The organism is Bacteroides ndongoniae (assembly GCF_900108345.1).
In the GTDB taxonomy this organism is placed as follows: domain Bacteria; phylum Bacteroidota; class Bacteroidia; order Bacteroidales; family Bacteroidaceae; genus Bacteroides; species Bacteroides ndongoniae.
In genome coordinates this window covers 1-12,435 of sequence record NZ_FNVV01000014.1, presented here as the reverse complement: position 1 = coordinate 12,435, position 12,435 = coordinate 1, and the positions used below count along the sequence as shown (strand labels likewise).

Sequence of the window (12,435 nt, the reverse complement as noted above, 5' to 3'; positions counted from 1 at the left end):
ACTTTACCTTCCCTATTATTGAAATGATGTTATTCCGATTCGCGAAATATGACTAGCATATTTGTTCCCAATCATATCCATCATCTCTTTTCGAATGAGAAATATGGGATTATCCATACTTGCAAACATTGCATTATCGATAAAGTTATAATTTAAATTAAGTCCTATTAAAATGTCCCGTCCAGAGTATTCTAAAGGTGGTAATATTAGGGTATATTCCCCCGCAGGACTTATTTTATGTTTTGCATCTATTATAACTCCCAATAAATATTTTTCAGTTCTTTTTTTATTTTGAGAAAAATCACAAGATGCACTGAATTCTATAAGTATGGGGCATGATGTACTTATTAGTTCCTCTATATTAGTACCTTTCTTAAATTTAAAAGTAGATTCAATCCATTCATGATATTCAATTTTAAAGATATTACTAAATACATCTTTAATACTCTCTTGAGTAATTGGACAAACAGCGCCACGCTCTGTTTTTAAGCGATGATCTATATTATAACTATCAATGTGAAATATTGAATTCAACTTTGCTGTAGAAACAGACATCGGGAATTTTAATTCAGAAGAATTCTTAGCATCTCTCAACGGTGTTAAGAATTTTTTCCAACACGAGTCATTGTTTTGTTTTAAAATGCTTTCAAAAACAGGTGTAATAGCTTCTTTAATTGCAGCATCCGGATTTTTTTGAGCTTGCGTAAACCCATAGGAGGCTTCAGCTATTTTGGAAAAAACAGCCTTACAATCACTGCTGAACTGATCAGTCTTACCCCATTGATCCGTAAAGGGAATTATTGATAATATATTGTCTAAAGTTTGTGTTGCCGCTAATAAAACGGCTTCATCAAATTTTATCAGACACTCCACAATATCATTAGACAGAATAGCATTCAATTTTGTTTCCAAATCTGAATCAGAATTAATGAACTCATTCTTATCCAATATCTCGAGAGCTATTGGTTTTAATTTTTCTTTAAATTCATCATCAGTTCTATTTATAAACTCAATAAAGTCTTGAATCAATTCTGTTCGATTTGACCAAAATATCAATACATATTTACCATTTTCTTTTGATATATATTTAGATATAGCATCTTTTAATGTTGAGAATATAGTTTTATTCTCAGGACTTTGAGCCAAATGAATATCAAAAAAAGCAAAGCGAACTCCCTTCAAAGGTGTATCTGGAAAATTGAATCCATCATATCTGAATGTTTTACATCCAATTCCATACTTATGAAAAACATCACTCAATTTTTGCAGATCTTCGTCAGCATCATCCACTATTATTATTCTATTATTTTCTATCATTGTTTTCTATTTTAGGAAAAACCAAAACTACAAAAGCTCCATCATATACAGATGGTATATTATAGTCATTTCGATCGGGAAACAATAATTTTCCTCCGATTGTTTCCATTACTAAATTCACATAATAAAGCCCCAATCCCATACCTTCAGGCCTCATTGTTCGAAAAGGAAGAATCATGTCTTCTGGATCCATTTGAAAACCGGTTCCAGTATCAGCAATCATAATTGCTGGACCATCAAAAGAATTAATATCTGTTCCAACATATATAGCTTTACGATATTGAGGATCTTTCCGTAGTTCAGAATTAATCTTAACCCAATAGATGGAGTTATCTATGATATTAGACAACGCACTCAATAATAAATTACCAGGACCAACTATATTGAAATCATCATCATCCCCAGTTAAAACTGGAGATGAAAAAATTATCTCATGATACTTGAATCGAGTTTCATGAATTTGTTTCGCACGTTCTATTAATTGAGATGCCTTTAATTTTAATTTCTTATTCTGTTTAACGATTGGAGCAAAGTTTTCAATGAGTAAAAGAAGAGATTTTACTCGATGTTTTAAACCAGAAGAGTCGATTTCATCCAAACTTAAGCTTTGATTCAGATTTCGAATTTCTCGTTCAATCTCATGAAAAATAAGGCTTAAATTAAGTCCACTCATTCCCGAATTCAACATGACATCTCTCATATCATTATAATCCTTCTCAACCTTTTTCAGTAAAGGTGAGAGTTCTTGCTGAAGTCCTCGTTTAGTTAATTCAGCCTCTAATTCTTGGATAGTTGTTGAGAATCCTACTCTTCTTACTACTGATGTATTTTTTATGAAAGCTTCGATTGCATCTCGATTAGATATGGCTGTTCTCTCAAAAACCGCAAATGTTTCTTGTACAATGGACTTTAACAACCGGTATGCTTCATTATCTGTAAAACCTTCTCTATTCGTTTTTTCTTTTAAAGCATCCTCACTTTGTTCCAAACTAAGGAAAATAGCCCCTATTGTAACTTTCTTACTAAAATGATCTCCGATTTTCTGAATTTTAGCCAATTCCAAATCAAGCCAATCATCAGACGGTTCGCCATAATTGTATACACGAATATTATCCCTAAATATTTTAACGCCACAATTATCCTTAATAAAATCTTTTATTGCAGAACGTTTTCCGGCTCCGAAAGTTAGATCCAAAATTCGCCCATTTTGATTAAATACATGGAAGACTCCGGAAATAGGTCCAATACCAATCAAATCTTTGTTTTGAAGGATATGTCGACCTCTTTCTCCATTCTGGTCGACTTGTTCATCAAACACATCCGCCCTCAGTATTAAACGTGTATCATCAGATGACTCCTTAGATTCAGTGATTATTCCACTATTACCAGGAAAATTAATTGGATTAAATGAATATTTCCAATGAAAAGAAGCAAATTCATTTTGTGTTGAGGGCTCAATCTTAAAGGCAAAATTATATAAACTATTATTCAAAATCCAAACGGGAGATTGAACCTCATCTAACCAATGTTGTTTTTCTTGTTCATTTGAAATTAATTTAATCTCAAATGAATCAAGATCACAAAAAGGATTTTTAATTGATACAATCTTTCGCGCCAGTTCTTTAAGAATAGCTTTCGTCCACCTTTTCGTTTTTAGGCTTGTTAATGTTATTCTGGTTCCATGCTTGTCTGGGAATTCTTTTGAAATGCCATCTTCTACCTCTACTGAAAGATCTTCAATATATTCTTCTGATTGAATAAGCTCCTTCCAATTTATATGCAAACTTGAGCCAAATAAATCTCCTTCAGATTGCGATTCTAGAAATATTTCATCGGCCAGTCGATGCACGGCTAAACGCCCTACACCTTTATTCCCTAATGAAATACGATGAAACTTTTTGCTAATTTTCGCTTGTTTTTTTTTATAGTCAGTTCCAATAGTCAGCCAAACTTTCTGAATTACAGAAGAAGTCATTCCTATTCCATTATCTTCAATAACTATATTACGATTAGGAGAATCCAAATCATTAAATGATATGGTAACTAATGTTGCATCCGCATCATAAGCATTCTTAACTAACTCAAAAATCGCAAGACTGTCACTTCCAATGAGTTCATCACCAAGTAAATTTATGATGTAACTCGTAGCCTTTATCGGATATTTTTCTTTTGACATAAAAATCGTTTTTATTTCGCAATTACATGTGCCATTATAGGAGGCTACATAAAAAGGATTTTAAGAGTTTTCAAAACAAGTATTGTTATGAAAAGCTCGTTTCTCTTGAATAAACGTATATTTATATGCGCATATTAAGCATTTTTAACTACATAAGCAACATATTATTTATTTTACAGAGCACAAATATAGTGAGATTCTTACATTTTCTGCATATCATGAAATAGATGTTTGAAAGTAACGTTTCAATTTTTCTATAAAATCACCAAATCCACTCGCAGGAAATACATTTTGTGGAACATGGACTCCATAAGTACCCACAGCTCTAATATCTGTATCCTTACCTCTAAACGCGTCATCAACACGTCTACGCAAATCAGCCTCTAAATACCCTATATTATCTAAAACTTTTATACGACTTTGCATTTCATCTAAAGAGACATTCTCTTTCCTCTGAACTCTGTTTTGATCAAAAGTCCACATTTGAGCAGATATCAAAGCATAATTATCGGGATTATCAACAGCTTTTTGAAATTGTTGTTGAGACATGACAACAGATTCTTTGTCTACCCATCTCGACTTTATCTCAATATAATAATTAGTATAACCCTCTTTACTAAGTATTAAATCTTGTCCGCCTTGTTCATTTTCTACAGAAACGCCTATGTCACTTAATGCACTCTTGATATAATACTGAATATGAGATTCTACAAAATCACCTAGCATCTTGATGTATGCTTCATGTTCACTTTCAGCTATAGCATCTTGTACCCGAAGAACAATTTGATCTGCATCTTCACGCTCAGAAATATCAGCCATCTGTTCCAAAAGATTCGGATTACGCCGCTTCATCATACGATTTATTGCAGATCGTTCAGTCGCTGTCCCTAAATTATAACGGATTGACTCTCGCTGATTATAAATGTCTCCAAATAAACTTTGCCAACTTTTACCTACAATCCCTTCCTTTTCAGTTAATTCTATTATATCCAGAACTATTACATTACTATATTTATCACCACTCAATTTATTCTGAATTTCTTTTGCAATAGAATGAGCTGTATTTTGGAATTCGTCATTATTGAAACAATCACAATACTTTTCAAAATCGGGATGTACGCATTTATCATGTAAGTCTTCACCAAATACCTCTAAATATAACTTAAAAAGATCCTCATTCAAATCAACATCTCTTTTTAGGTCATTAGGTACATGCAGGTTTAAATTCATATCTGGATATATTGCATATTGAGTGCAAAAGTTTTTGAAATCATCTCCACGAGCAGCATCGACAAATGAAGAGAGAGCCTCAAAATTAATTTTTACCCATTCTGTACTTTTTGTCGAAATTTTCCGCATCTGATTTTCTACAAGAGTAATAAATATTTGTCTATATATATCTAAAGATTTATCATCATCTTTCCATGCTGGAATATATAATTCTTTATATTCAAGATCTTCAAATGAGCATATAATAGGCATAATACGATTCCGCTTAGAATCACCATTTTGTGTAGTGAATGCAGAACACAGTCTAATCAGATTATATTCAAAATCTGCACTTAACAAATTACCTTCATTCCAATGGATCGCATTTTTTTCTGCATTAACAGATGAATTCAATTCATCACGAAGATTACTCCGAGTATATGGAGACAGCTTTACAATATCCGCAAATTTTGTATTAACAAACTTTTTACAGATAGTCGGATCTAAGGCAGAAACCAAAATATATAAATCTTCCGTAATTGAAATAGCATCACGAAGTTCTTCACGTTTCCTTAGTTCATTATTCCTATTTGGCAGTAAAGCATAATCTGTGAAAAAAGCATCATATCCAGATTTTACAAGCATTTCCAACATACTATGCAACAATATGCCATCATCATTATTCTTACTTATATAAGCAACTATATCTTCAATTTTTAGATAAAATGTATTGTCCGGAAGATTCCATTCTGCTATAATTTTAGACCATTTCAATAATTCTGATTGAATTGGGATAAGTGCCACAGATTTAGCATATGTATAAAGAGTTGGCAAGTATTCAACATTTTCTTCATCAGAAAAGAATTCTACAAGATTAGGCTCAAGGACTAAAGGATGTACTTCATCTTTCATTGCATATCGAATGCCCTCTATGTCTATAATCTTCAATTTAATAAATTCGTTAACCCATTTTTTCTTTAAGTCTTTATAGAATTCTTCTGTCTCACTTTCTGTATATCCAGAATCTTTTATCGGAAGAGCAGCCATATTCATTGTTCCTTTCCAATGCTCTACATGAGTTTCTAAAAATGCCCATAAGTAATGTGTCATTTCTTCGAGAATTTTACTATTCCGTTCCGCTATGTCTTTTACAGCATCATTATTTTTAGGAACAATAATATTGTCTCTAGCCTCCTCAGGAGTAAATTTATGCGAATGAAAAATAAAACTAACATTTAAATATTCTGATCCGATAAGCGGAAAATGAACAAATAAATGTGGAATATTCTGAATTGGTCTCACAATATTTTCACTTTCAAGTGGAAGAATTATCCGACTTTCACCATCATGCAATTGAAGATAATAACAATCAAAAGGATTAGGGCTATCACTATTTTTTGAAATCCATATTCTTGCTAAATGTAAATCATTTGTGGAGGTTGGAAGTTTTTCTTTTGAAAACTTTATAACAAAATCTCGATTTTTATCTTCAATACAACAGCTTCCAATATTATCATTAAATGTAAGCACATAGGGCATTAGCTTAATCGACTCGTCTATAGCATTCTGAACTTTTAACAACCTTTCTTCATTAAGACTATATATTAATTCAGTCCATTCACGTGGCTGGTTAGTTTGAGGCGCATCCATAAGGGCATTAACAGCCTCTATTTGTATAAACATATCTCCAATAAAAGCTGGTATATTATTAAAATTCGTTCTGTCAATTTTAAAATTATCAATATCAACATAAACAGGAGGGTCCTGATTGATACACATACTGCCATTAATTATTATTTTTAGGCCGAATGTATGTGTTGCCAAAAAACCTGTTCCGTATTGCCCAACGGTATCATCACTCTCTTTTTCTTCCGAACTAACTTGTTTTACAAGAGAGCACAGAGAATCATAGGTAAAAGACTTCCCTTTATGTGCAAATATGAAAGCATTTTTTTCGATTGTCATTTTAATTTCAGCACATTCTGAAAGATCTCCCGCATTTTGAAATAGTTCCCAAATAGCTCGATGGGCACTTGCCGTTCCATTCTTTTGTATGCCGTCGCGAATTTTAGTACAATGGCTTTTTAGATTCTGTCTTATCTCACTATCGCGAGCTTCTTTCTTTTTGTTTTCTAGTTGTTCTTCTGTAAGAATATTATTTGACATAATATTGAATTTTAATAATTTGTAATTAGTTCTATGAATCCCAACAAACAAGCAACCTAAAAAGTTAATATTTTAAACTTTTGTCTGAATGTAATTATTAGCTTCCATCCCCACTACAGAAAGATACTCTTTTACTGATCCTATGTTAACATAGAGTGAAGTTATGCGAAGGCCCTTAGTATCATCGATTAGTAGCAGTACATATAAACCGTTTTTTGGGAAAACTTATACTTGTCTGATAAAAGTTGTTTATCAGGTGATTATTTCTATAAAGCAGCAAAAGATTCTAAGCTAGGCTACAAATACATAAGGAGTAAGTTTTTCCCATTTCATTACTGCGAATTATATAAGTGAATCTGTCGCTCAAAAACAGTAGCAAACCGTTCCTGTTCGCTTTTCACAATACCTAGTCGCGTAGCCAATAATCGCCATTTCTTGACTGCATTCAGTACTTCACTAATGATTTGCTGAGCTAACTGTTTCTGTAGCATATATTCCTCACAAGAATTCAGCAATTCATTCAAATCCGATTTATTGTTAGAGCTATTGATCAACAGGCTCTGATACTCATTCAGAGAGGGATTCATATCATATGCCGGAGATAAAGTCCACCCCTTGGCAGTCAGAAGAAAACCATGATTGCGGAAATGATCATCTGTATTACCAACACAGATATTGAACGCGACTCTGCGATACAGTTCTTGCAGATTATCCTCCACGTTGGTACAGTTCTGAAGTATGAAATCGACAATATCCAGATAGCCATGGCCGGTATTAGCATTATTACCATCATTTAAGCCCAAAAGAGTCATGGCTGAAGCAAAGTGTATGCGCTTACCTTCTTCCCTTCTGTCAAATCGCCGGGAAAGCAAAGTATGGTATTTGTCGCTTGTAGAGATTACTCTTGTTTCTGCAGCATTGACACCAGCCTTCTTGGCCAACAGATGTGAGAAATGTTCCCAAAGTCCAACATCATAATCATCTTTACGGGACGGAAATTTTGCTATACACAAAATTCTGTTTTCATCAATTACACTTGCCTTTGGACGCGCTCCGCCAAGAGAAGAACCAGGTTGTACCAGTTGAGCAATCCAACGCATTTCGGGTAACCTGTTCTCATCTTCACTTTTCTCTATTTCGGAACTAGCTGCAATCAACTCACGAATATCTGTCAGTGGTGGTATGCGCAGGATTTCGCTTGCATTGATATAATCTCCATTTATAGACTCCTTGAATCGAAAAGCCCCCATGCGAGAAAAGTCCTCAATCCCGATAAGATAGTCGAATGAAGAAAGCCGACGCATCGGACGATTCTCTTCCTTTGCTAGAATCTGCTCCCAACGATTTATCAATGTACGTCCCCACCTGTCTGGAAGGGCATCAGAAAAACATCCGAAAATATCCTTGCCGGGAGCCGTGTATTGCTGACTAGGATAGTTGTTCAAGTCATCACTAAGAAACAGACCTCCATAGTCCTTGAGCCATTCATCATTATAGCAAAATCCAGAGCTGTCAGAGCCACAAAGGGATTCGTAATTCAGATCTCCAATTAGCCTTGGTTCTTTCAGCCAATCAAAATCAGCAAATACATAGAGTTCTTTCATACCTTATTCTTTTTTGGATGCCCTTTCCCGCTGTTTAAGACTTAAATCCTGTAATGCTTTTCCCATTGCATCTTCTTTTGCAAGCAGAAGAATATCATCATCCAGCTGAAGAGCATAAAGCACCCTAAGATAAATGCCTATTGCCACCGTTGGTACACCTTTCTCTATGCGTGAAACCGTCAGAGGTGAACAGGTGGCACGTTCGGCGACTTGGGCAATACTAAGATTCCTGCGTAGTCTGGCCAGCCTGATCTGCTCACCTACTATCTGCATCTTCTGATCCAATTTTCTTGGCAACTTGGTACCCATTGTACTTTTTGTCATGGCTCAACATATCATATAATATGCAAATATAGCAGTTTTACTTTATTTTATGATGCGTTACAGAGGTAATTTTTGAATTTATTCCTGTTAAAATCTGTTTGGCAAGTAAATGTTTGATTATCAAATAGTTGAATTGATTATAATCGATTGATATGGCGCTCTTTACGGGGCGCCTTTTTTGGTGCTCTACTGTCAATATTAGTCATTTATAAGCTTTGTACATCATCTTTTTGTACCGTTTTTGTACCACGAAGCAAAATTCCGGCATTTTACGCTGGAAAGATTGTGGAGTGAGTTTACGCCATTTTACAGAATTTTACGGGATTATACAGATTATTGGGTGAAATAAAGCGAAATAAAATGAAAAGTAGAATTGAAATTAAAAGAATTTGTGCCTGGTGCGGTAAAGAATTTATTGCCTACAAAACGACGACAAATTGTTGTTCCCATAAGTGTGGAAACGCATTATATAAGAAACGTAAGCGTGATGCAGCAATAATTGCCAATAATAATTTAACTGAAAAAATTGTTACAGAAAAACCTATTGAGAAGATTAAAGACAAACCTTTTCTGACTATTACAGAAACTGCAATTTATCTTGGAGTAACAAGACCAACAATATATGGTTACCTTAAACGAGGCGATCTTAAAGCAACACGTATAGGAACTAAATTTCTTTTAAGCAAAGATGACATAAACAATATGTTTAATCATCCTGCAGATTTTAAGTTGCCACCTAAGGAAAAACAAGCAATCACAGAATTTTATACTACAGCTGAAAGTATAGAAAAATTCAATGTTAGCGAATCATGGATATTTGTGATGGCTAAGAAAAATAAAATTCCCAAAACGTTCAATCGTGGTAAGACTTACTGGAGTAAAAAGCATGTTGATGCTTATTTTTCCTCGAAGGCTCCAGATGCAGACATTACAGAATGGTATAGTGTGCAAGAAGTACAGGACAAATTTCAAATGAGCCTTAACGCTATATATTCTTTTGTTTATAAAAATGCCATTCCGAAAAAGAAGGTTGGTATTACAGTATATTATTCAAAAAAGCACTTCGATATAGCAAAGGGAATACGTCAGGCTGAAGAGCCCAAATACTATACAGTTTGAGAGGCTATGGAAAAATTCAAAATAACAAGAGACCAGCTATACCATTATACCAAGTATCATCAAATTCCCAAGATTAAGAAGGGAAAATATACTCTTATATCCAAACCTGAGCTCGATAATTTGTTCGAAGATCCTATCATTGAATAATCCCGGTATAAGTTATTTCCCGGTGTGAGTACTCACCAAGAAAACACCAGTTTAATTTGTACCGATAATAATAATTTATCAACCAAAAACATTAATCTTATGGCACTTACATGTACTAACGTAACATTGAGACAAAGAGTTATCAGTAACGGCAGAATTTCTCTCTACCTGGACTATTATCCAGCCATTCGCAATCCGTACACAATGAAAATGAGCCGCAGGGAATATCTTGGCATTTATATCTATGCCCGTCCTAAAAATGAGATTGAACGTGATTTCAACAACGAGATGCTGAGTAAGGCTGAAGCCATTCGTTGTATCAGAGTACAGGCAATCGTTAATGAGGAGTTTGGATTTCTTGACAAACACAAAATGAAAGCTGACTTCCTTGCCTATTTTCGTGAGAAAGCAAAACTGAAGTATCACAAATGGGACTGCGTTTACCAGCATTTTGAAAAGTTTGTAAACGGCTATTGTACTTTCGGCGATGTAACGGTAGAGCTTTGCCAGAAGTTTAGGCAGTATTTACTGAACTGTAAACAAATCCGTCATCCTAATATCAGCGTTTCGAGGAATTCGGCAGCTGGTTATTTTTCAACTTTCCGTGCATTACTGAAAATAGCTTATCAAGAGAAGATGCTACGTGAAAATCTGAATGACTTCATAGACAAGATTGAATGGAAAGAAGTCAAAAAGCAGTATCTCACATTAGCAGAAGTTAAGAAACTGGCCGCTACACCATGCAAGATTCCTGTACTGAAACAAGCTTCATTATTCTCCTGTATGACCGGTCTTCGTATCAGCGATATTTTACAGCTTACATGGGATAATATTGAAGTCGGTCCTGACAATGGCTATTACATCAGAATTTGTACGGAAAAGACAGAAACTGAAGCCACTCTCCCCATCAGTAACGAAGCATTGGAACTATGTGGTATTCCTGGTTCAGGCCGGGTATTTAAAGGACTGACCAGAGCTATGACAAATCAGCCTCTCAAGCAATGGATTTCAGAAGCCGGAATCAAAAAACACATAACCTTCCACTGCTTCCGTCATTCGTACGCCGTCATACAAATCTCTTTAGGCACAGACATTTACACAGTATCAAAAATGCTTACTCACAAAAATGTTTCGACTACACAGATTTATGCTGATTTGGTCAATTCGAAAAAACGAGAGACGGCGAATAAAATTTCGTTGAAATAATATAGCTCTTTACCTATTAACAGGTTATATCTGATAAATCTATCGGATATGACCTGTTTTTATGTTTGCTTTATCTGACAGAATCGCTATCTTTGAAGGAAATTGAGTCTTTAAATGAATAACTACAGCTATGATAAAAATATATGGAATGGGAACTTGTCCGGATTGTACGTATGTAGAAGAGCAAGTAAAAGGTAATAACCGATATGAAGTCATCGATATTGGTCAACACGTAAGAGATTTGAAAGCATTCTTGAGACTAAGAGATCATCATCCGGCCTTTAATGAAGCCAAAAGTGTTGGAGCCGTTGGAATTCCTTGCTTTGTATTGGAAGACGGTACAGTTACTTTGAGTCCAGAAGATGCCGGATTACGTTCACGTCCTATTAATGAAGGAGCAACATGTAATATTGACGGAAGTGGTTGTTGATTATGGCACAGAAAATTCTTTTCCTTCATGGTTTCTTTGCATCAGGTACATGTATCCCAGCTCTTGCCTTGAAAGAATATTTCAGCGGTAAGGCAACAGTCATGAGTCCAGACTTACCCCTGCCTCCACAGGAAGCTATCGACTTTATCCAAAGATTGTGCGACCAAGAACAACCTGATATATTGGTAGGAAACAGTAATGGCTCGTTTTTGGCACAGATAGTAGCATCTAAAAACAATATCCCTGCTTTACTCGGAAATCCCCATTTCGAAATGACACGTTTCTTGATAGAACGTATTGGTTCGCATGAATACAAATCACCACGAGCTAACGGAAATCAGCAGCTTGTCATTAACCAAACATTGATTGATGAGTTCGCAGAACTTCAACAGCATCAATGGGACAATTGTCAGGTAGCTAACCAAGAAAATATATGGGGGATATTTGGTGAGAATGACCATCTAGCACACTTTGAGCCTTTATTTTTAATGCATTATAAATATTCATACCACTTTCCTGGCGGTCATACTCCAACAGCTGAAGAAGTACAAAAATATTATGCGCCATTAGCGGAACGATTATTGGAATTATAGCATAACTTATCATATAATACAATAGTTCGTTAAAAATTAGCCTAGCCTAAGCGGCTCTGGCAGTAAATAAAATGAGTTCTTTGAAAAGTTTGTCAATTAATTGCGTGTTTGGTTCAATCCCAGACACGCAAATAAATCGTTCAA

At 34.8% G+C, this 12,435-nt stretch carries 8 protein-coding genes and 1 pseudogene; 4 read left to right on the top strand and 5 right to left on the bottom strand.

All coding sequences use genetic code 11. The features are described 5' to 3' along the window. Positions 1-15: 15 nt before the first annotated feature. The 5 genes from BQ5591_RS11040 to BQ5591_RS11020 all read right to left on the bottom strand — a co-directional run bounded on the left by BQ5591_RS11040 (position 16) and on the right by BQ5591_RS11020 (position 8,796). Positions 16-1,317, bottom strand: coding sequence for a hypothetical protein (locus BQ5591_RS11040; protein WP_071149441.1), 1,302 nt, complete (start codon positions 1,315-1,317; stop codon positions 16-18). Continuing rightward, complete coding sequence (locus tag BQ5591_RS11035; RefSeq protein ID WP_071149440.1) at positions 1,304-3,493, bottom strand: ATP-binding protein; 2,190 nt, start codon at positions 3,491-3,493, stop codon at positions 1,304-1,306. Before BQ5591_RS11035 ends, BQ5591_RS11040 begins: the two co-directional genes overlap by 14 nt. 216 nt (positions 3,494-3,709) lie before the next feature. Next, on the bottom strand, positions 3,710-6,868 hold the full coding sequence (locus BQ5591_RS11030; RefSeq protein ID WP_159434454.1) for a sacsin N-terminal ATP-binding-like domain-containing protein: 3,159 nt from the start codon (positions 6,866-6,868) through the stop codon (positions 3,710-3,712). Between the two features lie 332 nt (positions 6,869-7,200). Beyond that, complete coding sequence (locus BQ5591_RS11025; protein WP_071149438.1) at positions 7,201-8,472, bottom strand: type II toxin-antitoxin system HipA family toxin; 1,272 nt, start codon at positions 8,470-8,472, stop codon at positions 7,201-7,203. Positions 8,473-8,475: 3 nt separating this feature from the next. Next, positions 8,476-8,796, bottom strand: a complete 321-nt coding sequence (locus BQ5591_RS11020) for a helix-turn-helix domain-containing protein (protein WP_071149437.1) — start codon at positions 8,794-8,796, stop codon at positions 8,476-8,478. 360 nt (positions 8,797-9,156) lie between these two features. On the opposite strand from BQ5591_RS11020, the pseudogene BQ5591_RS11015 reads away from it, so the two are divergent. From BQ5591_RS11015 to BQ5591_RS11000, 4 genes and pseudogenes are all read left to right on the top strand, one after another. Continuing rightward, positions 9,157-10,062 (top strand): annotated as a pseudogene (locus tag BQ5591_RS11015) (helix-turn-helix domain-containing protein). 99 nt (positions 10,063-10,161) lie between these two features. Continuing rightward, positions 10,162-11,268 carry a site-specific integrase gene (locus BQ5591_RS11010; RefSeq protein WP_071149436.1) on the top strand — a complete coding sequence of 369 codons (1,107 nt, stop codon included), beginning with the start codon at positions 10,162-10,164 and terminating at the stop codon, positions 11,266-11,268. Between the two features lie 130 nt (positions 11,269-11,398). Beyond that, a complete protein-coding gene (locus tag BQ5591_RS11005) occupies positions 11,399-11,698 on the top strand; it encodes a glutaredoxin-related protein (RefSeq protein ID WP_071149435.1) in 300 nt (99 codons plus the stop codon). A gap of 2 nt (positions 11,699-11,700) precedes the next feature. Next, on the top strand, positions 11,701-12,291 hold the full coding sequence (locus tag BQ5591_RS11000) for a YqiA/YcfP family alpha/beta fold hydrolase (protein ID WP_071149434.1): 591 nt from the start codon (positions 11,701-11,703) through the stop codon (positions 12,289-12,291). The last annotated feature ends 144 nt before the right edge of the window (positions 12,292-12,435 follow it).

What these genes read in the sequence shown, in the direction of transcription:
- BQ5591_RS11040 (WP_071149441.1), bottom strand. Translation starts at nt 1,317, where the DNA reads ATGATAGAAAATAATAGAATAATAATAGTGGATGATGCTGACGAAGAT.
- BQ5591_RS11035 (WP_071149440.1), bottom strand. Translation starts at nt 3,493, where the DNA reads ATGTCAAAAGAAAAATATCCGATAAAGGCTACGAGTTACATCATAAAT.
- BQ5591_RS11030 (WP_159434454.1), bottom strand. Translation starts at nt 6,868, where the DNA reads ATGTCAAATAATATTCTTACAGAAGAACAACTAGAAAACAAAAAGAAA.
- BQ5591_RS11025 (WP_071149438.1), bottom strand. Translation starts at nt 8,472, where the DNA reads ATGAAAGAACTCTATGTATTTGCTGATTTTGATTGGCTGAAAGAACCA.
- BQ5591_RS11020 (WP_071149437.1), bottom strand. Translation starts at nt 8,796, where the DNA reads ATGACAAAAAGTACAATGGGTACCAAGTTGCCAAGAAAATTGGATCAG.
- BQ5591_RS11010 (WP_071149436.1), top strand. Translation starts at nt 10,162, where the DNA reads ATGGCACTTACATGTACTAACGTAACATTGAGACAAAGAGTTATCAGT.
- BQ5591_RS11005 (WP_071149435.1), top strand. Translation starts at nt 11,399, where the DNA reads ATGATAAAAATATATGGAATGGGAACTTGTCCGGATTGTACGTATGTA.
- BQ5591_RS11000 (WP_071149434.1), top strand. Translation starts at nt 11,701, where the DNA reads ATGGCACAGAAAATTCTTTTCCTTCATGGTTTCTTTGCATCAGGTACA.